We start from the raw sequence: 23,387 nt of genomic DNA, 5'->3' as shown, positions 1-23,387 counted from the left end.
TAATCTTGAAATTATCATGAAAAAAAATATACTTACCTATATTATTTTAGGCAGCTTAACCTGTATGGGCATGAGCTCATGTAGCAACAATTTAGAACTCAGTCCAATAAGTAACTATAGTGATGCGGTTTATTGGAAAACTGCAGATCAATTCGATTCTTTTGTAGTGGGTTTGCATGCTCGCTTTCGTACGCATGAACGAAGTTTTTTATTTTTAGGGGAACTCCGTTCAGGTACCTTTGGTAATGATCCGGGTACTACAGCCTCCTTTACAGGTGAAGCTTCGCAAGGTATAGAACGGATGTGGCAACATAATTTGGATATGGATAATCCAGGAGTATCTAACTTTGGAGGACTATATGATCAGATCAATCAACTCAATTTATTGATCAGTAAGTTGAATATATCCACTGTACTTACGGAGGATAGTAAGAACTATTATTTGGGTATCGCGCACGGTATGCGTGCATTTTATTATTTTCAATTGTATAGATCTTGGGGAGACGCGGTTATCCAAACAGATGCTATCGACAAGATAGACGTTTCTAATTTAGCTAAAGAAGCATCGCCAGCAGCAGAAGTATTAAAATTGATCAAATCCGATATCGAAAGTTCTAATGCAGGTTTTGGTACAGATTATTCTATTCGTCAAGCACGCTCATTTTGGTCAAAAGGAGCAACGCTGATGCTACAGGCGGAAGTTTATTTGTGGTCTGCACATCGTGAGGGAGGAAAGCAAGATGCGACGATTGCTAAAAATGCTCTAACAGATATTAAGTCAAATTTATCATTGGGTCTGCAACCAGACTTCAAAAATGTTTTCGATGTCAAAAGCAATGGTAATAATGAAATGATATTGGGTATTAGACATAAATTGAATGAAGCTAGTCTCGGGTTCATCAGTGACTTCGTCCCTAATGCAAATATTCTTGTTAATTTCTATGACTCATTATCTAATCGTAGTTTTAGCGTCACTCAGGATAATTATGGTGGTATTCTACGTGTCCCGACTCGGATCAATACCTATCGTAACTATCATGATTTAGATGAACGAAAAAACAGTTCTATACAGGCTGCTTATAGCAAGGATGATGTGGGAAATTACAAGATAGCAGGTTGTTTTCTATATAAGTATCAAGGAGAGCAAAATGCTGGATCAAGAGCTTATAGCAATGATTTTCCAATATACCGTTACGCAGATCTTTTATTACTCATGGCTGAAGCGAAAGTCATTTTAGGCGAAAGCCCAAAAGAGGAAATCAATCAAGTTCGTGCGCGAGCTTTTGGTAGCCATTATCAGGAAAGTATTTTTGGATATCCAAATCAAATTATCGATAAGGATCCAGTAGAAGCGATTCTAAACGAGCGTAAATTAGAATTTTTGGCAGAAGGTAAGTACTGGTATGATTTAAGAAGATTTGGTGATAAGTATGTCTTTGCACATACAGGTCTTTCTTCTCAGGAAGCATATAAACTCCTTTGGCCAATTGATCGCAAATCGCTTACCAACAATAGGGCACTTAAACAAACAGCAGGCTACCCTCAATTCTAACTTGATAAAAGCATGTGAAATTTTATTCTAATTCATACAAATCAGTATGAATTAGGATTTTTAATAGATCTTAAACATTTAAAATAAATGATAATTAAAAAAATCGAAGGCTTAATTGCTGCTCCATTCACACCATTTGATGAAAACGGTGATTTAAATTTAGAACAAATTCCCGCATACTATCAATCCTTAAAAAGTAATCAAGTAAAAGGTGGGTTTATTTGCGGTTCGACGGGCGAGGGAGTTTCCTTGACATTTCAAGAGAAAGTCGCAGTGGTACAGGCTTGGTCAACCCTAACAAAGACTGATCCAGATTTTAAATTAATTGTACTTTTGGGAGGAACCAATATTAGAGAATGTATAGAGCTGGCTAAAATTTCGGAAGAAGAAGGAGTCGATGCCATTTCATTCACATCGCCATTCTACTTTAAGCCTGCTAATGTTGGACAATTAGCGGCCTGTTGTGTCGAGATAGCTGCAGCAGCTCCAAATACTGCCTTTTATTATTATCATATCCCTGTCCTGACTGGAGGGAACTATCCAATGATCGATTTATTGAAAGCAGTAGATGGTGTCATTCCAAACTTTGCCGGTATTAAATATACACATGAAGATTTTATGGACTTCTTATCTTGTATGAATTTTGCTGGTCGTAAATACGATATGTTGTGGGGTAGAGATGAAAACATGCTTTCTTCTTTGATTTTAGGAGCAAAAGGAGCTGTTGGCAGTACCTATAATTATGCTGCACCGTTATATCATGATTTGATATCTGCATTTAATGCTGGTGATTTTGAACGCGCAAATGCTTTACAGCAAAAGTCTATCGATATGATTACGTTATTGGGTAAATATGGTGGAATATCGGTAGGGAAGACCTATATGAAATTAATTGGATTAGATTGCGGAAAATTTAGATTACCAATCAAGAATATGTCTCAGGAACAATTTGTAGCATTTCAATCTGATGTAGCAGAATTGGAATTCGCTTCCTTTTCTTCCAAATAATGAGATAGACTATAGTTTTTTTACGATTATAATAAATATGGTTGATGAGGGGCTTATGTGCATATACATAAGCCCCTTAGCTGTAAAATTCTTTTGCATATTCGACCATTCCATTTACACCTTTTAATACATTTGTTCTTAATTCTTTTACCATACAGTTTTCCTTAGGTACGTCAAAGGGTAATTGAATACCATGCTTTTCAGCTGGCTGATATCCAAATTTAGGATAATAGTTTTCATGTCCTAATACTACCACAGCACCATAGCCTAAAGTTGCAGCTCTGCTGTGCGCTGTACGGATGAGCTGAGCACCGATGCCTCTTTTTTGATATGCTGGTAGAACAGCCACTGGGGCCAATGCTAGTGCCAGATGTTCATCTATACCATTTTTTATCTTAATTTTTGTTAGTAATATATAACCTACTATTTCTTTATTAAATTCAGCTACCAATGATAATTCGGGCTCGAATACGTCCGAATCTCTAAGTTTTTGCACTAGAAATTGCTCTTGATGATCGCTATATTTTTCATTTTTAAATGCAAGTTCAATGAGATTGAAAACTTTACTAAAGTCCTCCTCCGTTTCTTTTCTGATTTCTGCTTCCATAATAAGTTGAGATTATTGAAATTCAATAGTCAATTGTAAAGTTCTATATTTTCAATAAAATTATAGAATTTAAGACATAAAATCATTCCAAAAGTATCAGATAAAGATTGTCCTCCTTTTTTAATTTCCAATTAGGCAATGCAATAAAAAGATAATCATTATTCTTCTTTCAATTATTGAACCAATCTAAGGGGTAATATAGTGTCAGTAATAGCAAATATGGTTGTAATATTTTGTTTTTATAACGTGTAATTTAGTAAATTAACAAAATGATGATTAATACAACATCAATCATCACTAACCTTTTTTATTATATACACCTAAATAACGAAAAAAGCGATAGGCCATTTTGAAAGCCAGTTTGGTTGTCCATCATACCTAAAGTTATAAATCGTATTGAAAATGAAAAGAAAACTTGTCGTCGTATCCCTCTTATTGTGTGCAATCGTTGCTATCGGATTGTTCACCTTTCAGAAAGAAGATTCTGTGGATTTTAGTGCTGATGTAAAGCCCCTTCTCAATAAGCATTGTATTACTTGCCATGGGGGAGTAAAGAAAAATGGGAATTTTAGTTTACTTTTTGAAGAGGAAGCCTTTGCTAAAACAGAGTCGGGAAAGCCAGCTATCATCGCAGGAGATGCGGATCATAGTGAATTTATAAAACGTCTTACCAGTGAGGACCCTGAGTTAAGGATGCCCTACAATGCTCCAAAGTTGACTGATGAAGAAATCAGTATTTTGACTAGATGGGTAAATGAAGGAGCGAAATGGGGAGAACATTGGGCTTATACTTTACCAGAACATGTTGAAGTACCGAAACCCTTTTCTTTTGCAAGCTTATTTGGTATGAAACCTAAAGGGATATCCAATAATATTGATTTTTTCGTACAGGATAAAATGAATCAAGAAGGCTTGACCTTTTCTGATCAAGCAGATAAAGAAACTTTACTACGTAGGCTCTATTTGGATATTGTGGGTATACCACCAACGCTAAAAGAAGTGGAATCATTTATTAATGATAACAGAGAAGAAGCCTATGAATTGCGAGTAGATAGTTTACTCGCCTCGCAACAATATGGAGAAAAATGGGCGAGCTGGTGGCTCGATTTGGCACGTTATGCCGACACAAAAGGCTACGAGAAAGATGCTTCTAGACGTATATGGCCATACCGAGATTGGTTGATAAAATCCTTGAATAAGGACATGCCTTATGATGAATTTACCATAGAGCAGCTAGCCGGTGATTTATTGCCAGAGCCTACTAAAGACCAGTTAATCGCTACAGCTTTCCATCGCAATACCATGAATAATGATGAGGGAGGAACAGATAATGAAGAGTTCCGGGTAGCATCTGTACTCGATCGGGTCAATACGACTTATCAAGTTTGGTTGAGCACCACATTCGAATGTATACAATGTCATAGCCATACATATGACCCTTTTAAATTTGAAGAATACTACAAATCTGTTGCATTTTTCAACAACACGCGAGATGAAGATACACAAGGTGATCATCCGAGGTTACGCTTTTATAAACCGGAGGATGAGAAACGTGTAGATAGTATCAAATATTGGTTGACAAAGAATGGTCATCAAGATTTAATTCGTTCGACCGATTTGTTTTTACAAACATTAGAACCCAAAATTCATGCACATTACAGTGATCAAGTAGAAAATGGTGCTTTATATGATACCAAATGGTTAGGGGTACGTTCAGGAGGAAGTGCACGTTTGAAAAATATTTCGCTGCAAGGTAAGAAGCAACTCTATATCAATTATTGGACTGATTTAAAAGGTGGAGTCATTGAAGTGAGAAAGGGTAGTAAGGATGGGCCATTGTTAAGTGAAGTACAGCTTCCTAATACTTCTGGTAGACAGGTGATTCAGGCAGCTATTAAAGATGAAGCTGGAGTTCATGATCTCTACCTCATCTTTAGAAATCCAAGCGCGGGAAAAGATCAACCGATTTGTATGATTGAGTGGTTTGCGCTACGAGAAGGACTACCTGTTGCAAATAATGTTGAATCGCAAAGCATGAAAAATACATTTTTACAGCTGATCAATACGAATCCTGAAAGTGTGCCGATAATGATTGAAAATCCAGCAGATATGCATCGAAAAACACATGTTTTCGAAAGGGGGAATAGATTGACATTAGGAGAAGAAGTGCAACCAGGAGTACCAGCAACTTTGAATGCATTTCCTGAAGGAGCGCCAAAAAATAGATTAGGTTTTGCAAAATGGATTGTGAGTAAAGATAATCCATTGACTGCACGTACCTTGGTTAATAGGGTATGGGCACAATTATTTGGAAGAGGGTTGGTAGAAACCGCTTGGTGATATGGGTACGCAAAGTATTCCTTCTATGCATACAGACTTGTTAGATTACTTAGCATTAGATTTGATGCACTCTAAAAAATGGAGTATGAAGAGCTTAATCAAAGATATAGTCATGTCATCTACTTATAAACAATCTTCAAGTTTAAAGAAGAGTGATGCTGATAAGGATCCTGCAAATATTTATTTAGCTCGTGGACCAAGATTTAGGCTTTCTGCTGAGCAAATTCGTGATCAAACGTTAGCTGTTAGTGGTCTGCTAAGTAAAAAAATGTATGGTCCATCGGTGATGCCTTTTCAACCTGATGGTGTTTGGATGACCGTATATAGTGGCGAGTCTTGGGCTACAAGTGAGGGTGAAGATCAATATAGAAGAGGACTTTATACCTTTCTGAAGAGAACAAGTCCTTACCCTTCATTTATTTCATTTGATGCTTCCAGTAGGGAAGTCTGTTTGGGCGATCGTATTCGTACGAACACACCATTGCAAGCTTTAACCACATTAAATGATCCAGTTTATATAGAGGCTGCTAAGCATTTATCTCGGCGGATGCAAAAAGATGGTGCAGGTAGTCCGAAATCTATAATTAGTCATGGTTACAAAGAGCTCATGTTAAAGAGCCCTACTGAAGATAAAGTCGTGGCATTAGAGAAATTGTATCAAGCGGCACTCCAAAATTTTAATAAGAAACCTGCTGAGGCCGCTAAATTTATGGCTGCTAGTGCAGATGAATCTAAGGACCCATCATTAACATCAAAAGCCGCCTATATGGTTGTGGCAAATGCATTGTTAAACTTGGATGAATTTCTAACAAAATCGTAAGGAAAATGAAAGATCTTAATAAATTATTTAGTGAATTGCAGCAACAAAAATTGCAAGCAGTCACGCGTAGACATTTTTTGAAAGACTGCGTGGCAGGTGTTGGAAGTATAGCGCTAGGTAGTTTTCTAGCAAGTTGTGGTGGTAATACGAATACGGGTGGAGCTTTTGATCTGAATGCTTTAAATCCCTTGATTCCAAAATCTCCACATTTTCCTGGAAAAGCAAAAAGTGTTATTTATCTGCATATGGCAGGTGCACCTTCTCAATTGGAATTGTTTGACTATAAACCGGTGCTACAAACATTACATAACCAACCTTGTCCGGAATCACTTTTGGCGGGTAAGAAGTTTGCTTTCATACGGGGTATCCCTAAGATGTTGGGCCCGCAGGCCACCTTTAAACAATATGGACAAAGTGGTGCTTGGGTATCGGACCATTTACCACACTTTAGTAAAGTGGTGGACGATGTCAGTTTCCTAAAGGCGGTACATACGGATCAATTCAACCATGGCCCTGCACAATTATTTATGCAGACAGGAAGTGCAAGACTTGGAAGACCGAGTATCGGCTCTTGGGTAACCTATGGTTTGGGATCAGAGAATAGTAACTTACCAGGATTTGTTGTTTTGACCTCAGGAGGGAAAACGCCCGATGCAGGAAAAAGTGTATGGGGTTCGGGTTTCTTGCCGTCAGTTTATCAAGGTGTGCAATGTCGTTCCAAAGGTGATCCTGTACTTTATCTTGCTGACCCCGATGGTATGGATAGAGACTTAAAGAGACATGCCATAGATGCCATCAATGAAGTGAATAAAGACGAATATGATACTTACAAAGATCCTGAAACACTATCGCGAATAGCCCAATATGAGATGGCTTACAAAATGCAGGTCGCAGTTCCAGAAGTGATGGATATCAGCCAAGAGCCTGCACATATTCATGAATTGTATGGTACAGAACCTGGGAAAGAATCCTTTGCAAATAATTGCTTGTTAGCGCGTAAGCTCGTTGAGCAAGGTGTGCGTTATGTACAATTATTCGATTGGGGCTGGGATAGTCATGGTACCAATGCTTCCGATTCTATAGATTATGGATTTCGAAATAAATGTAGAGAGATAGATCGACCGATGACGGCATTGATCATGGACTTGAAACAGCGCGGATTGTTGGATGAAACATTGGTCGTTTGGGGTGGTGAATTTGGTAGAACTCCGATGCAAGAAAACCGAGATAACAGCGATATGCCCTTCTTAGGACGTGATCATCATACCGATGCTTATACGATATGGATGGCTGGCGGTGGAGTCAAGCCCGGAGTGACCTATGGAGAGACGGATGAAATCGGTTTTACTGGGATCAGTGGTAGGTCTTCAGTGCATGATGTACATGCTACTATGCTCCATTTACTCGGTTTCGACCATGAAAAATTTACTTATGAATTTCAGGGAAGGCCTTTCCGTCTTACGGATGTAGAAGGCAACCTGATCAGTGCAATTGTTTAACTTATACCTGAATGAAATATTTATATAGCATCATGCTGTTTTGTTTGTGGGCTTTACCAAGTCAAGCTCAAGTGAAAGATAATCTTAAAATTAAGTATTACTGTACCAACTGGGGTACGGCAGAATCATGGGACAGTTACTGTGCCAAAGTGAGCCAGGCAGGATATGATGGTCTAGAGACTTGGTTACCTGCTGCAGGGCCCGATCGTACAGCAATGTTCGAGGCATTAAAGAAACATAAACTCTCACTTGGACTATTGAGTGGAGGTGGTGGTGCAAATTTTGAGCAGTACCTGAGCTCATTTGCCAAAAATGTCGAGGAGGCTGCTCAACAGAAACCTGATTATATCAATTGCCATACCGGTAAAGATTATTATACCTTCGAGCAGAATAAAGCATTGATTGATGCAACAACATCCATATCCAAAAAAACAGGTATTCCGATAACACACGAAACCCACCGTGGAAGATTTAGTTTTGCAGCGCATATCACAAAAAATTATTTGCAACAAATCCCAGAGTTGAAGTTAACTTTGGATATATCGCATTGGTGCAATGTTCATGAATCTATGCTATCTGATCAGAAAGAGGCAGTTCAATTGGCATTATCAAGAACAAGCCATATCCATGCTCGAGTAGGTCATCCTCAAGGGCCACAAGTCAATGATCCAGCAGCACCAGAGTGGAAATCCACATTAGACCAACATTTGGCATGGTGGGATGAAATTGTGAGACTTCATAAGGAGAATAATGTAGGAATTTTAAGGATTACTACCGAGTTCGGTCCTGCAGGTTATTTACCTACTTTACCTTATACACAACAACCTGTTGCTGATCAGTGGAGTATCAATGTATTCATGTTAAATCTTTTAAAAACACGCTATAAATCATGATGTTGTTTTTTGAAGAGTTGATGAATTTTACTGGTAGATGGCACCCTCTATTGGTGCATTTACCTATTGGAATGTTGATTGTAGCTTGTATATTGGCAGTCTTTTCAAGAAAGGAAAGCTATCGTACTATTGGACCAGCGATATCTTTATCTCTATTACTTGGCGGTGTTGCTGCTTTATTGGCATGTTTTACAGGATATTTATTGTCTTTACAGGGAGGATATGAACAGGAAACATTGGATTTTCATCAATGGTTAGGGATAGCTGTCGCAGTAATCAGTCTTTTTTTATACCAATTATATAGAGAGGGTACGCGCTATTCTTTTATTGAAAAAATAAAACCATATCGACTGTTGCTATTGTTTCTGATGTTTATTCTTATTGCTTTCACTGGCCATTTTGGTGGTACACTGACACATGGAAAGGGATATTTTAAAGATGCACTTCCGACGGCAATTAAAGAAGTCGTTGGTATCGAAGAACCAATAGAGGAGATGACTCTGCTGACTAATGTACAGGAAGCGCAAGTATACAGTGGGATCATTCAACCCATATTGAAACAAAGATGTGTGAGTTGTCACGGAGAAAAGAAGAAAGAGGGTGGTTTGGCTCTGCATGATCAAGTACATCTACTGAAAGGTGGCGATAATGGTACCGTATTGGTGTTGAATGATGCTGAAAAGAGTGAATTGTATGCCCGATTGATTCTGCCAGAAGGGCATGAAGGGCGGATGCCTCCTAAAGGACGGAAACCAATTACTGCTGAGCAGATAAAACTAATCGGTTGGTGGGTAAAAGAGGGTGCTGACTTTGGAAAAAAAACAAGCGAACTGGCGCAAACTGCTGAAATGAACGAAATATTAGCGAAGCTTGAAAAGGGGAGCGAACCTACTTCACCATTTGAGGAATTACCTGAAGCCAATAAGTTACCGACAGATTTTGTACAACAATTGCAGGCGAAAGGAATCAAGGTTTTACCTATTGATAAGAATAGTGAATATGTCGTTATCAATGCAATCAATTATCCTGAATTTAAAGATCAAGATTTAACTGACTTGCTGAAAATAAAAGATAACATCGTGCAATTGAAGTTGGGTAATACGGCCATTACGAATCAGGGCCTTAAGATTATTCCCGAATTTACCAACTTAATGAAGTTGCATTTGGAGCATACGCAGATTACAGATGATGGGTTAACATTTCTGGCTGGACATCAAAATTTACGTTACCTAAATTTATTCGCCGTTCCGGTGACAGATAAGGGTTTAGAAAAATTAAATAATCTACCTAAGCTGAACCAGATCTATGCCTATCAAACTAAAGTAACCGAAGCATCAGTAATGAATTTAAAAAAAGTAGCAAAACAAGTAATGATGGATACTGGAGCTTATGAATTACCTTTCTTAGCATCGGATACCATTCGTTTTTAAAGCTGAAAAGCGTGTTAAGAAATAAGTTTATTTGATTCAATGAAATAATAAAACTACTGTTTTTTTGGATCATTAAAGACTCTGTTCGTTAAGCTGTAATTCAAAGTTTAACGAACAGAATTTACGCAAGTAAGTACCTGTTTTATTTCGTTGTCAAGGATATTGAATAAATAACAATCTTGAAATGGAATTCCGTATGATTTTTGTTGAAATCAATCCTCACCGTTTCGCTTTAATATGAGTTTCTCTATTGTTGCCCCATTTTCATCTCCTTTGAAAATGCTTTTGAATCCAAACTTTTCAAGTAATCTTCTCGAGGCTATATTTTCTGGATGGATAATCCCAATAATATCTTTTTTCTCATCTATTGTCGAAGCTAATGCTAATAAGTATGCACATATTTTTGTCCCTAAGCCCTTTCTCCAGTACTCTTCTTTGAGTAAGTAACCGATTTCAAATAGTGACTTATCATCCTTATTGTACACGAGTTTACTGTCACCGATAATGCTATTAGTTTCTACATCACGTACTTGAAAATATCCTATAGCATCATGTTGTCGACCAAAATCCAATATATACTCAAATCTCTTTATAGCATTTTCTTTAGACATCCCTTCTCCCGTAATGTATTTCATATAGGTGTCTTCTTTTACAAGATTATAATAGTCCCTGAAATCTTCAGTTTTATACTTTTTAAAGTTGAGTGAGGTTATCATATGCTCAGTTCTTATTAAAATTTTGAGATGCTCAAAGTTAAACATTGTTAGCGCTAGCGCATCCTATACTTCATTACTTATTTTGTTGATGACATCATACGGATGCGTTTTCCGCTCGTGATGGTTAGATTCTCAAAGTAGACCAAAGCACGCTAATTCCATTATCTATAATAGATAATCATGATAAAGCCCTTAATTCATTTGAATTAAGGGCTTTATTTACTGAAATTATTGCTTATTAGGCGTTAATAACCTGGATTTTGTTCTAAGCTATTATTGCCAGAGATAGCTGAATTAGGAACTGGGAAACGGTTCAAATGATTGGCATTTGATGCTTTATGATCCCACCAATTTTCGGTAGTAAATGCTTTCCATCGAATGAGGTCTGTTCTTCTACGACCTTCTCCTAAAAATTCGATACTCCACTCATCAAGGATACGATATTTATCTAAGTTCGTACTTGTAAGCGGATTCGGATCTGTTGTATCCTTGAAATTTCTTTTTCTAACCTCATTATATAATGCTGCAGCTTTTACTTTGTCGCCTACACGAAATTCACACTCAGCAAGCATATAGTAAATTTCGGCTAATCTTATCGCTGGCATATCTGCACCCCATCTTAAGGTATTGTTGGCTAAGTTTGGGATAGGAACCTTAACCAGTCGAATGCCTGTATTTTCTTCACCTTCAGACATTTTGGAGGGTAGTTGAGCAATAGAGCTGTATTTTTCCCCTATACCCACTTCTGAGAAACGTGCCACCTGATCCACAAATGTTAAAGGCAGGTCCTTGTATTCCTCGCCACCAAGAATCGCTTCTCCTGTCGGAGTTAAGTGTGGGCCGACAATAAACATACCTTCGTAGTTTTCGGCGCCTGAATAATGAAAGGGAACTTTTCGCAAGTCTCCATTATCAAATGTCTCGTAGGGCGACCCTAATTTGAAATCGCTGGTATACAAACTTCCGTCAGGTTTACGCGAAGGACTAAGATGACCTCCATTATCTCCACCCATATCCTGCCCGAAATATTGTTTCGTATTGTAATGATAGAAGTTGGAATAAAACCAATTGTATTCTAGCATTTTAAATTCGGAAGGCATTGACCATATGATTTCAGGTGAAAGGTTGTTCTTAAATCCATGAACACCATTCCATGTCGGATCTAGTTGGTAATCGCCATATTCTTTATTGATAATCGCTTGACTGATTGTTTTACTTTCTTCATACATCGGTTTTCCGATATAAGCCTCTGCATTGAAATACAATTGTGCCAACATAGCGGCAACAGCAGCTTTTCTGATTGCACCTTCTTCTTTGTCACCAGCTTTTTTGGATGGTATGATGTCTATTGCTTGTTTCAGCAATTTCTCGATATGTAAAAAAAGCTCTTGATCTGTATTCCTAGGGAGAGATTCTTGATCCAGAGATTCAAAAATTGGCATTCCTCCAAAATAATCAAGACCTCTTAAATAGAAATAAGCTATTAATGCATCCAATTGGGCTAAATCCGCAGCTTGTTTCTCTGCGGTCAGTGCAAATTTGGTATAGTCAAGTTTTGATAGATCATTTTTTGCATCAAGAGCCAGAGCAATCCCCATCAGTGTACCTCTCCAACTTTCCGAAATCCAACCGTCATCTGCTGTCCATTTATGATAGTGATAACGTTCATTTTCACCGCCATTATACCAATGTCTACCCTTTGTACTGATTGCAAAATTGTCCGCTGTATATTCCTGTAATCGCCATCTATCTTCTCCAAGATACCATTTAGCATGTGTAAAAGGTCTGAAAAGGGCGGCCTTGATATCTTTCTCACTTTTGTAAAAGGTTTCCGGAGTTACCGAACTATAAAATTCTTGATCCAACTTAGTACAACCTTGGAGTAATAGACCAGCGGTTAATGTTAATATCGATATGTATTTTTTCATGCTTTTCTTTTTAAAAGTTTACTTGTAGTCCCATCATAAAAGTTCTGGTTTTTGGATAGGCATTCCTTTCTTCAAAACCTGGTTCGAGTCCATTGATATTGACCTCCGGATCTAAACCTGTATAATTTGTGAATACAAAAAGATCTCTAGCGGTCGCATATATACGAAGTGCCTTTATTGGTTTGATTTTATTGGCATTAAAAGAATAACCGAAACTCAGGGCATCTACTTTTAGAAAGGTTCCTTTTTCCAACCAATAATCACTTAATTCTTTCTCTCCTTTAATATCTTTATGTTTGTCAAAAGCCTCCGATAGCACATTTTGAGATTTCACATTTGGTAAACTGTAATACATGTTGATCATATTGAAGACATCATGTCCAATCCAACTGCGCATGTAGATACTGGCATCCCAGTTTTTATAGGTGAACTGATTGTTCCAAGAAAGCTGAAGTTTTGGTATAGCATTGCCCACAAACGATTTGTCTGCTTGTGTTTTACTTTGTTCCCGCACATCAAAAGCCTGACCATCCTTATCATACAGTTTCCAGTACCCATCTTCAGTAAAACCGGCAAATTTCCAAATATAAAAGCGACCGATATCTTCGCCAGGGTACAACCTTACAGCTGTTCCTGGAGATCCTGGTGCAGGAAACCCTTTTTTATCGATAAATGTTTGATTGCCCCATAGCGAGTTGAGTGTACTCTTATTGTGAGATGCAACAATTCCTGTAGTGTAGGTAAAGGTTTCATTTGAAACGGCTTTATAATTGAGTTCAAATTCGTAACCTGTATTTTGCATGCTACCCACATTCATGGTTGTTTTGTCATGAATTGCTGGCGGTTGAGAAACACTGATTTCGTAAATCAGATCATCTATCTTCCGTTTATACATATCAAAGCGACCACTTACTTTATTATTCAAGATTGAAAAGTCCAGACCTAAATTATACTCTTTTTTTACCTCCCATTTAATATCAGCATTTTGATTGTGCATCACTCCGTAAGTCCTAAACCATTTGTCATCTTGCAAAAACCAGGTGTCGGCACTGTACATACGGCGGGCTACCTTAGCATCAAAGCCTTCATTACCTGTTTCGCCATAGCCAGCTCTCAATTTTAGGTCGTTTATAAACGAGACATCTTTTAAGAATGATTCCTGCGATATGCGCCATCCTGCTGATAGACCAGGGAAAAATCCCCATCTATTTTTGGGGTCAAATTTACTAGACCCCTCATATCGTGCTGTTGCGGTAAGTATGTAGCGATCCAAGTAAGAGTAGTTTATACGACCAAAGAAAGCAGCTAATTTTACCCATGGGTTTTTCCATGAGCCCATACCAGCTCTACCAGCTACAAGATAACTACCCGTTTCCATGTCATTCTCTTTGATTCCATCTACTGGGAAGTCAGAATTTTTAGCAGAAAAACCTTGCCCATTAAAATCTTGATAACTATAACCAACTACGGCATTGACACTGTGGTCGTCCCAGCGTTTATTATAATTCAATGTCCATTCAAATACACGGTCAATATATTTATTGTTATATTGCTCTGCATACCCATCTACATTATTTTCTCGCGAAATACGATGTTGTGAAGAACGGTAAAAGCTGCCGTGTTCTGAGTTACTTTTTATTCCAATAGTAGCACTTGTATTTAAATGTTCGCTTAGATTAAGTTTCAAAGTGCTATTTGCCAAGAGGTATTTAAATTGTTTAACATCAGACCTTAGTTTAGCTTCGGCAACTGGATTCCAGGTGTCATACCCACCAACCAATACGTTGTATCCACTTACATCATTGATATCGTAAGGAGTTTCTGTAGGATTTAGCACCATAGCCATATTAAAGATATCATTATTGTTAAAAATATCATTATTGCTGCTAAAGGCCTTCGCTTCATTGTAACTCACATTTGAATTGAGTTCAGCAAATCCGTTAAAGAATTTAAATGAAGAGTTGATACGTCCTCCAATTTCTTCCCGTTTTGAGGTAATAGCCATCCCCGTCGCATCTCTTTTCGTAAATGTTGCATAAATACTAGCGGTTTCAGATCCTCCATTGATATTGACGACCTGTCTGTGGCTAAAAGGGTTGTCGTTAGTGACTTCATCATACCAATCCGTTTTGTGTCCGAGGTCTTTTCCTAATCCATACTCCAGGAATTTTTTTGCAGAAAGAACCTTTGGTTTTTTGCGAATCGTTTCCATAAAATACTCAGAAGTAAAAGTGACCTGTGCGTTTCCTACTTGGGGTCTTTTTGTCGTGATCAGAATAACACCACCTGATGCTCTTGTTCCGTAAATAGCTGCAGCTGAAGCGTCTCGAAGTACGTTGATTGATTCGATGTCTTCCTTAGCTACAGAATTGATATCTCCTCCAGGGACACCATCGATGACGACCAAGGGACCTTGAGAAGCTTTCACCGAGTTGACACCCCGCAGCTGCAATGATATTCCAGCATTTGGATCCGTACCATTGGTGGAAACAACACTTAAGCCGGGGACTTTCCCCTGTATAGCGAGTAAGGGCGAAGCAGAACCCGCAATCATATCTTTTTGTTTGATTGTCGACACAGCACTGGTAAGTTCTTTTTTATCAATGGTACCATATCCCACTACAACTGCCTCTTCTAGATTTTGGGACATATCCTCCATTTTTATTAGCAGGTTTGGTTCACCGCTATAGTGAACTTCTTGTGTCATAAATCCAATCATCCTAATTAAGATGATATCATTTTTTTTGACATTGGTTAGTTTGAAATTTCCAGTTTGATCTGTGGCTGTACTCTGCGCGGTACCTTTTACATGCACTGTTGCACCTGCTAATGGAGTACCGGTTTGGTCCGTAATTTTACCATTAAGTGTTGACTGGACGACGTTGCTATAAATGGCAACAGGCGAAGCAAGTGCTGTTATTGCATAAAAATTTGTGCTGAATAGCAATAATTTGGTAACTACTTTAAAATTATTGATTTTAAAATTCATAGGCTTAAAGGTTTACAATAGGTTTTATCGATTATAATAGCATGAAACTATTACTTTTAAGTATTACTAGCGAAGGCATTTATACAGTTGGTAAATGGCAGAAACTGCCTATGCCGTCGGCGAAACAAATAGTTAACAGTTCTCATAATTAGTTTGGTAGTTTCATTTAAGTTGATAATTTTTTAAAACTTTAACATGATGATGAGACAATTTGATCATCTTTTGAGACGATTTGTAGGATTGTTTCCTATTTAGCAATGGGAGAGATGCTATTGTACAATTTTATAATACATAAGGTCTAAAATCAAAGAAATAGAAAATTATTCTAAGAATGCCTTTGAGTGGTATAGATGGAGGATAGGTTGATCAGAAATGTAAAGGCAAAATTTAGCTATTCATGTTCTTTATAGCAACGAGCTGTAAAACAAGCCTTGTCACATAAATATGCTATAGAAGCCCCAAACATATAGGCTAGTAGATCGGACCATAAGAATCCTTGCCCAAATACTAAACGTAAGAGTGAATGACTTCTTATATAAATAAAAAAAGGAGTTTGGATTAACTGTAGACATTCAATGAAAAAACAAAATGTAACCGCCAAGAAGAGCGAAAATGATTTAGAACGTTTAAAAAATAGAAATCGACAGAGCCAATATGCCATAACAGCATATAGCATGTCACCTGTAATGGCAGGAATAAATGGTATCTTTCTTATCACTAAACCCAATATTATTGTAGTTATGGCGAGAGCGAGATAAGTAGTTTTAGTGTTTTTCATACTTCTGAAAATTTTTAATATCCCGTAATGGAAACATATGGAAAATTGGAGGTTTTAGGATTATCTACGTAGTATTTTAGTGATTTTTTTCACAAGACCTTTTTTATCCACTTTAATTTGTTTTCTGTATATGGCGGATATTTAAGATTTGGTTCACCCCAATTCGCCTTTTTTAATACAGATTTTTGATGCGTAAAACAACGGAAACCTGCTTCTCCATGATAATTGCCTGTACCTGAATTTCCAACACCGCCAAATGGAAGATACTCACTAGCTACATGCATGATGGTATCGTTGATACATCCTCCTCCAAAAGATAAGATGTTCAGAAAAGCATCCTTTTCTTTCGCATCATTACTAAAGAGGTATGCAGAAAGCGGTTTTTCTTTGTCATTGATTGTTTCTAAGACCTGACGAAAGTCGTTGTAAGTTAATACAGGTAGGATAGGACCAAATATTTCATCTTGCATCACGGTGTCGTCCCATGTTACGTCAGACATGATTGTGGGTGCAAAATGCAGCTTTTCAGGATTGTGCTCACCATTTTTGTAATATACTTTATCAGCATTCATCATTTTCTCCAGACGATTGTAGTTGTGTTGGTCGATGATACTCACATAATGATCAGCACCATCATTGTATGGAATCTTTTCGAGTATTTCTTTGATTATCTGTAAAACATTGGTTTTAATCGATTCGTGGACATATAGGTAATCTGGGGCGATACATGTTTGGCCCGCGTTGAGAAATTTACCCCAAACCAATCGCTTGATTGCAACCTTCAGATTTGCTGAAGGTGTTAGGATAGCCGGCGATTTCCCCCCTAGTTCCAAAGTAACGGGACATAATTGTTTTGCCGCCGCTTCATAAACGATTTTGCCTACCTTAGGACTTCCTGTGAAAAAGATCTTATCAAATGCGAGTGCTAATAATGCAGTCGTTTCAGGTATCGCTCCAGTAACGACATGAAGGTATTCTTTTGGGAAATTTGTATTGATAAGCTCCTCCATGAGATACATGGTATGCATAGGAAGTTCGCTTGGTTTGATAATAGCGGTATTTCCTCCGGCAATAGCACTCACCAAAGGTGTTAAGGTCAATTGATAAGGGTAGTTTCCATGCACCTATAATCAGGACCGTGCCGAGCGGGTCATGGTAGATATAGCTTTGCCCAGGGATATTTGTCAAATTTGTACGCACGCGTTTTGGTTTTGCTATACGCTTGAGATTTTTAAGATAATAATCTATCTCAGCATAGATGATGCTCAGTTCATTGGTATAGGTCTCAAAACGTGATTTTCTGAAGTCCTTGTAAATAGCATCGTAAAATAACTCTTCGTTTGATTGGATAAGGTTTTTCAAAGACTTGAGTTGTTCTTTTCTGAATGCAATGGATCGTGTTGCTCCTGAATGGTAGAATCGCTTTTGTGCTTGTCGTATGTTTTGATAATTCATATCCCTGTTATTTTGGATGCGATAAATTCTAATTGTGTTGGACTTTTAAAATGCTAAATCGCAGAAAATCCTTACACAGTTAGATATTAACTATGGACCTAAAAATAAGGATAGTTTATTGTAATTCTATTTAATTATTGTTTTATGATGCAATGTAAAGTCCAAACGTGCTGTCTTTTTTTACATATAATTTTCTAATTCATTTAGTTGGGTTATTAAAGAACGATTTCTCCCGTATCTTGCAGCAAGATTTAATTTATTTTTTGGTTCAGTTTTTGAAGTCATGCAAATCGTGAAAGAGGAGAGATCTTGTCAGTTGGTTCATACTAAATTTTCAAATATGAAGAGTAACATTGTTTTTAAGGGGATAATTGGAATGCTGTTTTCAACAGCACTGTTTGCTTGTAATACTGTAAGTATCGAAGGGAATTGGGTAGAACCTATTCCAGGGATGGAAGAGTCTATGCAAGGGGTAAGTTTAAAAAAGGGAGGTATGGCTAATTCCATTAACATGGCGACTCTTGAATATTCAACGTGGGAGAAAACAGGTGATAAGTTGATTCTATCGGGTAAAAGCATAGGTAATCATCAAACCAGTGCATTTTCAGATACTTTAACCATTCAAGAATTAACGCAAGAAAAATTAATATTAAAAAAAGGCAATCAAATTATTAAGTATACCAAGGAGAAGTAGTAAAGGTTTTTCTGTAACGGTAAAAGCTACAGCATATACCTATCAGGTTGCTGGCTAATAAGATAGGGTTATAACAATAAGAGGAGCAGAAGAAAAACCTGAAGGTTCCGTTAGGACGTAGGTCTTATGCTGAATTTTGTAAAAAACTTAAGCGCTTATTTATTGATTAATTGAAACGTTAAGCTATTCATAGGAGAGTTTTGAGAAATCTAACCACGAATAAGAAGGTAGGGTAGTGCGCTAATTATCAGTTGTTTTATCATTATCTTTAGCTATAATGGTTTAAAATGCTTTTACTCTTTGTATCTTTGAGAGATAAAATTAATAACATGCCAAAAGAAACAAAAAAAGGACTCTATCGAGGGATAATAGAAAGAGATGCAAAAGGTAATTACTTCTGTGGTCCTTATTTATTGGATTATAAATTAACAGAAGCTAATTTTAGATTAGGCGATAAAGTTAGCATCAAAAAATTAATTGCGAATACAAGTGAGCTAAGTGTTGGCGATTATCCGCAAAAATCAGTTAAATTCTCATTAGCTGGTGAAGACGACGAAGAGGAAGAAAATTAATTGATACTGGTCTGAGTTCGATCCTCGAACTTAGACCAGTGTTTACTTCTTCAACTTTAGTCTGCCCTGTTATAATCTTTTATTATTCCTATACATACCCCCTGTTTTCTTGTTGATTTCACCCTCTTTCCTAATGAGGCATATCTTCAATAAAATCTTGCTATTTGAAGTATTTGGGACAGAAATATTGGCATTGAGAATAATAAATGATAGTAAAAATTGTTATCTTAATTATTTTGTTAGTGTAAATATGCTCATATATAACTATGTTGAATTTATATTGGAATGTTGGAAATACGTATATGCTAAATCTCGAGACATAGCCATAAAAGATGATTTTTTCCTTGATGTATTATGAATTTTTAAATAATTGATTCTCCAAAAGTCAATAGATTGTTGTTGGGGTCGAGTAATGAAAATTCCTTTTGCCCCCATGGTTTTGTTGCTAAATGACCATTCGGGTGAATTGAAACACCATTAACCAAGAGTGATTTGTATAGACTTTCGATGTCATTTGTTCTGATATACACTTGTCCATAATTTTCTTTCAGATTAAGGTTTTTGAATTCAAAAAAATGGATTTCAATATTGTCATTTGTAAATGATCAAGTAATGGTCGTAATCATCAGATAGTTGAAAACCTAATAATTTTTGGTAATAGGATTTTGTTACCGCTCTATCGTGCATGGGTAACTTTGGACATATTTGTGTTAGCATAATTATAAAAGTTATGTAAGTAGAATATTGCTGGGGTATTTAAAAAATTATTGAATCGTGCATTTAAATTCCTATCTAATATAAGATTAATGCTTTGTTATTAAGAGCTCAAACAAGTATGAATCAAAGTAAATGATCCGTGATGAAGGCCTCCTAATTAATGGAGTTGATGTCTTTTTTAATTTAAACCACTAACTGACGTATTTATCGATCAAATATTGAGGTTAAACTTTTACGTCCAAGTGTTATTTGTTTTTTTAGATTTACCTTTTAATTCTATAAGAAACAAAAGAGCGTATTTTGAAGAAGTTGAAGATAAAAGAGAATATTCAAAAAAAGGAAGACAAGGATTTATCTTTCCGGGTTTTTGATCTTACTGCAGAAAATTTGCATCAATATACAACACCCCATAAGAAGGACCATTTCTGTATTCTTGTCATGGAAAATGGTAGTCTGCAGATTCGTATTGAAGATAAAATACATAAGCTTAAAGCAGGTAAGATAACAGTTGTATTTCCTGAGCAGGTAAGTTTAGTCTCCGACTTTAGCACAAATTTAAAGGGGAAAATAATTCTTTTTGAAGAAATATTATTCTGTTCCGATATTTTGAAGAATGAGTTGAGCACCTATAATGTTAATCTATCTACACAATTGAATTGTACTATCCTTTCGGTAGAAGATTTTCAACAAAGTTTGGGTACGATTAAAACCATTCAAGGAATTTATCAGCATCCAAGCCTGGTTAAAAAGGAGCAAGCTAGATTCCATATTAAGATTTTTCTGCTCGGCTTAATTGAGTCTGTACACGGTTTACACCCGATTTTGTATAAGGAAACCCTCGATAAGCCCATTTATATCCGATTTAAAAAACTTTTGAATCAGCATTATAAACAGAACAGAACTGTTCAGTATTATGCAGAACAATTAATAGTTACTCCAAAACGATTAAATGCAATTACGAAAAGGCACTGTGGCGAAACAGCGATCCAATCCATCCATCATAGGATCTTAATGGAGATTAAAAGGCAGTTGATGTTCTCCGAACTTTCACATAAAGAGATTGCTTTTGACCTTGGTTTTAATTCTCCATCGGCATTAAATAAGTTTGTAAAATCCAAATTAAAAGAAACACCAACTCAACTTCAGCAGGAACTGTCGCAAATGTATAACGGATAGTCTCGTTTGTATAACGTCGAAGATGCATATAGGCATACTTTTGTGTAATAAAATAACAGAGAAATGAGTAAATTATTTATTGCAGGAGAAGTTTTCCATGGCGCTGGGAGTCTAGAAGAAACTGAAGAACATAAAGGGTAAGAAAGCAGTAGTTGTTACTGGTGGTAGCTCGATGAGAAATAGTGGAACATTGGACAGAGCAGTTGCTTTTCTTGCCGAAGCAGGAATAGAAGTTAGTATCTTTGAAGGTGTCGAGGAAGATCCTTCATCTACAACATGTTTAAAAGGAGCTGAACAGATTCAAGCTTTCGGACCTGATTGGATCATTGGATTGGGTGGTTGTTCAGCAATTGATGCAGCTAAGATCATGTGGGTTTTTTATGAGTATCCAGATATTGATTTTGATACCATTACGAAACCCTTTACGGTTCCAGTTTTAAGAAATAAAGCTAAATTTATTGCTATTCCTTCTACAAGCGGTACGGGGACGGAGACCACAGGGTTAGCCGTAATCACCGATAGAGAAAAAGGAGTGAAGTATCCTATTGTTTCTTACGAACTTACGCCAGATATTGCTATCGTAGATGGGGAAATCTGTGCTTCGATGCCAGCGCATGTAACATCAAATACTGGTCTTGATGTGCTGACACATTGTGTAGAGGCCTATGTTTCAAATATAGAAAACAATTATGCTGATGCACTTTCAAAAGGTGGCCTCGAACTTGTTTTTGATAATTTGAAGGAGGTAGTGAAAAATCCGAATAACATTAAAGCGCGTCAAAATATGCATGATGCATCATTTATGGCAGGCTTAGCATTTAACAATGCGTGGTTAGGTATTGTACATTCGTTATCTCATCAAGTAGGTGCATTGTATGGTATTCCTCATGGGGCATCCAATGCAATTTTTCTTCCGAATGTAATCCGCTACAATGCTCAGGTAACCAACCGTTATCCCGATTTGGCCAAAGTAATTGGTAAGGAAACTGCCGAAGATCTTGCTCAGGAAATTGAAATATTACGTTCGGAGGTGAATAACAAATCTTCCATCAAAGAATTTGGAATTTCAAAGGAAGTTTGGGAGAAAAATTTGGACTTTATTGCGAATAATGCACTGATAGATCCTTGTACAGGTTTCAATCCTCGCGTCCCTACATTAGACGAGTTGAAGTCTATTTACAACGCTTGCTATGAGGGTGTTGTGTTCTCGGAAGAAGTTGTGAAATAAATGTTATTCAGTTTGACCTAACCATTCATATTGGTTTGTATATGGTCAAGACGGAATTAAATTAAGAACAGGAAATCAATATGATTTCCTGTTCTTTTTCAACAAGTTTGCATACAATTGTTTCAAGTTGAATACATCTATATCTACGTACCGAAATTATTAGTGCTATTCATCGATAGAAAGAATAGATCTAGCAAATCTCGCCAGCCCCATATGCTGATATCCTATCCGTGTACAGTAAACAGGGGAGAGTTTAATCCTAGCATGAGTCTGTTTTAACCAAATTGTATAATAATGGGAGGTATTTTAGCTATAGAAACAAAGCAAATAAGTCAAGTTAAAAAATGATGTCAGTTAAATGTTTTATAGCGCTTTGTACTTTAAGATTTAATTGCGAAATTTATAAAGCTAACGACGAATATATAGATATCTAAAATAAAGCTAGCAAAATTACTTTTCTTAAAATAGCGCAAGATGAAAAAATTAGAATTCAGTATCGTTATTAATGCCAATCCCGAAAAAGTTTGGCAAATTATCATAGGCAAAGATTCTTACGGGAAATGGACTGCACCATTTGCTGCAGGTTCAAGTGTCGAAACGGATTGGAAAAAAGGCAGCAAAGCCTTATTTCATGATGGTACAGGAAATGGTATGCTATCAGAGATTGTTGAAAGTATTCCAGGGAAATTTCTTTCCATACATCATTTAGGAGAAGTAAAAGATGGGGTCGAAGATCCTACCACTTATAAAGGTGAGGAGTGGGGAGATGCATTGGAAAATTACACCTTAAAGGAGGTTGGCGATACAACGGTTTGGCTGGTTAATATGGATATGAATGACCAATATGTGTCATATATGGAAGACACTTGGCCGCTGGCAATGGCTAAAGTAAAAGAGATGGCTGAAGAAACTTAAATTTCACGCACAAAATAATGATAATTAATTTTAAAAAAAAAGAGTTCGCAATTTGCCGAACTCTTTTTCA

20 protein-coding genes and 1 pseudogene are annotated in these 23,387 nt (G+C 36.9%); 13 read left to right on the top strand and 8 right to left on the bottom strand.

The annotated features are described in order from the left end of the window. Positions 1 to 16 precede the first annotated feature (16 nt). Together nanU and ACFX5U_RS13155 are read left to right on the top strand one after the other, a co-directional pair. Complete coding sequence (nanU, locus tag ACFX5U_RS13160; RefSeq protein WP_400261010.1) at positions 17 to 1,552, top strand: SusD family outer membrane lipoprotein NanU; 1,536 nt, start codon at positions 17 to 19, stop codon at positions 1,550 to 1,552. 87 nt (positions 1,553 to 1,639) lie between these two features. Next, complete coding sequence (locus ACFX5U_RS13155) at positions 1,640 to 2,560, top strand: dihydrodipicolinate synthase family protein (RefSeq protein WP_400261009.1); 921 nt, start codon at positions 1,640 to 1,642, stop codon at positions 2,558 to 2,560. A 76-nt stretch (positions 2,561 to 2,636) separates the two neighbouring features. On the opposite strand, the gene ACFX5U_RS13150 is transcribed toward ACFX5U_RS13155, so the two are convergent. Next, on the bottom strand, positions 2,637 to 3,167 hold the full coding sequence (locus ACFX5U_RS13150) for a GNAT family N-acetyltransferase (protein ID WP_400261008.1): 531 nt from the start codon (positions 3,165 to 3,167) through the stop codon (positions 2,637 to 2,639). Positions 3,168 to 3,569: 402 nt separating this feature from the next. Between ACFX5U_RS13150 and ACFX5U_RS13145 the strand changes: the two genes are divergently transcribed. The 5 genes from ACFX5U_RS13145 to ACFX5U_RS13125 are packed head-to-tail and all read left to right on the top strand — an operon-like array spanning position 3,570 to position 10,149. Next, positions 3,570 to 5,507, top strand: coding sequence for a DUF1549 domain-containing protein (locus ACFX5U_RS13145; protein WP_400261007.1), 1,938 nt, complete (start codon positions 3,570 to 3,572; stop codon positions 5,505 to 5,507). Position 5,508: 1 nt separating this feature from the next. Then, on the top strand, positions 5,509 to 6,327 hold the full coding sequence (locus ACFX5U_RS13140; RefSeq protein WP_400261006.1) for a DUF1553 domain-containing protein: 819 nt from the start codon (positions 5,509 to 5,511) through the stop codon (positions 6,325 to 6,327). Between the two features lie 5 nt (positions 6,328 to 6,332). Beyond that, positions 6,333 to 7,826, top strand: coding sequence for a DUF1501 domain-containing protein (locus ACFX5U_RS13135; protein ID WP_400261005.1), 1,494 nt, complete (start codon positions 6,333 to 6,335; stop codon positions 7,824 to 7,826). 11 nt (positions 7,827 to 7,837) lie between these two features. Beyond that, a complete protein-coding gene (locus tag ACFX5U_RS13130) occupies positions 7,838 to 8,719 on the top strand; it encodes a sugar phosphate isomerase/epimerase family protein (RefSeq protein WP_400261004.1) in 882 nt (293 codons plus the stop codon). Continuing rightward, entirely contained in the window at positions 8,716 to 10,149 is a 1,434-nt protein-coding gene (locus ACFX5U_RS13125) for a c-type cytochrome domain-containing protein (RefSeq protein ID WP_400261003.1), read from the top strand. Before ACFX5U_RS13130 ends, ACFX5U_RS13125 begins: the two co-directional genes overlap by 4 nt. 212 nt (positions 10,150 to 10,361) lie before the next feature. Here the strand turns inward: ACFX5U_RS13125 and ACFX5U_RS13120 are convergent, their stop codons facing one another. The 4 genes from ACFX5U_RS13120 to ACFX5U_RS13105 all read right to left on the bottom strand — a co-directional run bounded on the left by ACFX5U_RS13120 (position 10,362) and on the right by ACFX5U_RS13105 (position 16,443). Then, complete coding sequence (locus ACFX5U_RS13120) at positions 10,362 to 10,865, bottom strand: GNAT family N-acetyltransferase (RefSeq protein WP_400261002.1); 504 nt, start codon at positions 10,863 to 10,865, stop codon at positions 10,362 to 10,364. Positions 10,866 to 11,110: 245 nt separating this feature from the next. Next, entirely contained in the window at positions 11,111 to 12,793 is a 1,683-nt protein-coding gene (locus tag ACFX5U_RS13115; protein WP_400261001.1) for a RagB/SusD family nutrient uptake outer membrane protein, read from the bottom strand. A gap of 10 nt (positions 12,794 to 12,803) precedes the next feature. Continuing rightward, complete coding sequence (locus ACFX5U_RS13110) at positions 12,804 to 15,782, bottom strand: SusC/RagA family TonB-linked outer membrane protein (protein ID WP_400261000.1); 2,979 nt, start codon at positions 15,780 to 15,782, stop codon at positions 12,804 to 12,806. A gap of 391 nt (positions 15,783 to 16,173) precedes the next feature. Further along, a complete protein-coding gene (locus ACFX5U_RS13105; protein ID WP_400263596.1) occupies positions 16,174 to 16,443 on the bottom strand; it encodes a DUF2809 domain-containing protein in 270 nt (89 codons plus the stop codon). Between ACFX5U_RS13105 and ACFX5U_RS13100 the strand changes: the two genes are divergently transcribed. Beyond that, a complete protein-coding gene (locus ACFX5U_RS13100; RefSeq protein ID WP_400263631.1) occupies positions 16,358 to 16,540 on the top strand; it encodes a hypothetical protein in 183 nt (60 codons plus the stop codon). The genes ACFX5U_RS13105 and ACFX5U_RS13100 overlap by 86 nt on opposite strands. Positions 16,541 to 16,649: 109 nt before the next feature. Here the strand turns inward: ACFX5U_RS13100 and ACFX5U_RS13095 are convergent, their stop codons facing one another. Both ACFX5U_RS13095 and ACFX5U_RS13090 read right to left on the bottom strand, forming a co-directional pair. Further along, positions 16,650 to 17,642: an aldehyde dehydrogenase family protein gene (locus ACFX5U_RS13095; RefSeq protein ID WP_400260999.1), complete on the bottom strand. Its 993-nt coding sequence runs from the start codon at positions 17,640 to 17,642 to the stop codon at positions 16,650 to 16,652. A gap of 46 nt (positions 17,643 to 17,688) precedes the next feature. Next, positions 17,689 to 18,033 (bottom strand): annotated as a pseudogene (locus ACFX5U_RS13090) (hypothetical protein); the annotation flags it as partial. A 322-nt stretch (positions 18,034 to 18,355) separates the two neighbouring features. On the opposite strand from ACFX5U_RS13090, the gene ACFX5U_RS13085 reads away from it, so the two are divergent. Together ACFX5U_RS13085 and ACFX5U_RS13080 are read left to right on the top strand one after the other, a co-directional pair. Then, the gene (locus tag ACFX5U_RS13085; protein ID WP_280566891.1) at positions 18,356 to 18,709 is read left to right on the top strand and encodes a lipocalin family protein; all 354 of its coding nucleotides are present in this window, start codon (positions 18,356 to 18,358) and stop codon (positions 18,707 to 18,709) included. A gap of 329 nt (positions 18,710 to 19,038) precedes the next feature. Beyond that, positions 19,039 to 19,281 (top strand): hypothetical protein, encoded by a 243-nt coding sequence (locus ACFX5U_RS13080; protein ID WP_400260998.1) that lies wholly within the window; start codon positions 19,039 to 19,041, stop codon positions 19,279 to 19,281. 362 nt (positions 19,282 to 19,643) lie between these two features. Here the strand turns inward: ACFX5U_RS13080 and ACFX5U_RS13075 are convergent, their stop codons facing one another. Then, on the bottom strand, positions 19,644 to 19,811 hold the full coding sequence (locus ACFX5U_RS13075) for a hypothetical protein (protein WP_400260997.1): 168 nt from the start codon (positions 19,809 to 19,811) through the stop codon (positions 19,644 to 19,646). Between the two features lie 487 nt (positions 19,812 to 20,298). On the opposite strand from ACFX5U_RS13075, the gene ACFX5U_RS13070 reads away from it, so the two are divergent. The 3 genes from ACFX5U_RS13070 to ACFX5U_RS13060 all read left to right on the top strand — a co-directional run bounded on the left by ACFX5U_RS13070 (position 20,299) and on the right by ACFX5U_RS13060 (position 23,317). Beyond that, entirely contained in the window at positions 20,299 to 21,174 is an 876-nt protein-coding gene (locus ACFX5U_RS13070) for an AraC family transcriptional regulator (RefSeq protein ID WP_400260996.1), read from the top strand. 121 nt (positions 21,175 to 21,295) lie between these two features. Further along, complete coding sequence (locus ACFX5U_RS13065; RefSeq protein ID WP_400263595.1) at positions 21,296 to 22,402, top strand: iron-containing alcohol dehydrogenase; 1,107 nt, start codon at positions 21,296 to 21,298, stop codon at positions 22,400 to 22,402. Between the two features lie 474 nt (positions 22,403 to 22,876). Beyond that, positions 22,877 to 23,317 carry an SRPBCC domain-containing protein gene (locus ACFX5U_RS13060; RefSeq protein WP_400260995.1) on the top strand — a complete coding sequence of 147 codons (441 nt, stop codon included), beginning with the start codon at positions 22,877 to 22,879 and terminating at the stop codon, positions 23,315 to 23,317. Positions 23,318 to 23,387 lie beyond the last annotated feature (70 nt).

This window comes from Sphingobacterium sp. SG20118, from assembly GCF_044740685.1.
Taxonomy (GTDB): Bacteria; Bacteroidota; Bacteroidia; order Sphingobacteriales; family Sphingobacteriaceae; genus Sphingobacterium.
The sequence above is the reverse complement of the archived record's forward strand: the minus strand, read 5'-3'. Positions and strand labels throughout refer to the sequence as shown.

What these genes read in the sequence shown, in the direction of transcription:
- nanU (WP_400261010.1), top strand. Translation starts at nt 17, where the DNA reads ATGAAAAAAAATATACTTACCTATATTATTTTAGGCAGCTTAACCTGT.
- ACFX5U_RS13155 (WP_400261009.1), top strand. Translation starts at nt 1,640, where the DNA reads ATGATAATTAAAAAAATCGAAGGCTTAATTGCTGCTCCATTCACACCA.
- ACFX5U_RS13150 (WP_400261008.1), bottom strand. Translation starts at nt 3,167, where the DNA reads ATGGAAGCAGAAATCAGAAAAGAAACGGAGGAGGACTTTAGTAAAGTT.
- ACFX5U_RS13145 (WP_400261007.1), top strand. Translation starts at nt 3,570, where the DNA reads ATGAAAAGAAAACTTGTCGTCGTATCCCTCTTATTGTGTGCAATCGTT.
- ACFX5U_RS13140 (WP_400261006.1), top strand. Translation starts at nt 5,509, where the DNA reads ATGGGTACGCAAAGTATTCCTTCTATGCATACAGACTTGTTAGATTAC.
- ACFX5U_RS13135 (WP_400261005.1), top strand. Translation starts at nt 6,333, where the DNA reads ATGAAAGATCTTAATAAATTATTTAGTGAATTGCAGCAACAAAAATTG.
- ACFX5U_RS13130 (WP_400261004.1), top strand. Translation starts at nt 7,838, where the DNA reads ATGAAATATTTATATAGCATCATGCTGTTTTGTTTGTGGGCTTTACCA.
- ACFX5U_RS13125 (WP_400261003.1), top strand. Translation starts at nt 8,716, where the DNA reads ATGATGTTGTTTTTTGAAGAGTTGATGAATTTTACTGGTAGATGGCAC.
- ACFX5U_RS13120 (WP_400261002.1), bottom strand. Translation starts at nt 10,865, where the DNA reads ATGATAACCTCACTCAACTTTAAAAAGTATAAAACTGAAGATTTCAGG.
- ACFX5U_RS13115 (WP_400261001.1), bottom strand. Translation starts at nt 12,793, where the DNA reads ATGAAAAAATACATATCGATATTAACATTAACCGCTGGTCTATTACTC.
- ACFX5U_RS13110 (WP_400261000.1), bottom strand. Translation starts at nt 15,782, where the DNA reads ATGAATTTTAAAATCAATAATTTTAAAGTAGTTACCAAATTATTGCTA.
- ACFX5U_RS13100 (WP_400263631.1), top strand. Translation starts at nt 16,358, where the DNA reads ATGAAAAAACAAAATGTAACCGCCAAGAAGAGCGAAAATGATTTAGAA.
- ACFX5U_RS13105 (WP_400263596.1), bottom strand. Translation starts at nt 16,443, where the DNA reads ATGGCATATTGGCTCTGTCGATTTCTATTTTTTAAACGTTCTAAATCA.
- ACFX5U_RS13085 (WP_280566891.1), top strand. Translation starts at nt 18,356, where the DNA reads ATGAAGAGTAACATTGTTTTTAAGGGGATAATTGGAATGCTGTTTTCA.
- ACFX5U_RS13080 (WP_400260998.1), top strand. Translation starts at nt 19,039, where the DNA reads ATGCCAAAAGAAACAAAAAAAGGACTCTATCGAGGGATAATAGAAAGA.
- ACFX5U_RS13060 (WP_400260995.1), top strand. Translation starts at nt 22,877, where the DNA reads ATGAAAAAATTAGAATTCAGTATCGTTATTAATGCCAATCCCGAAAAA.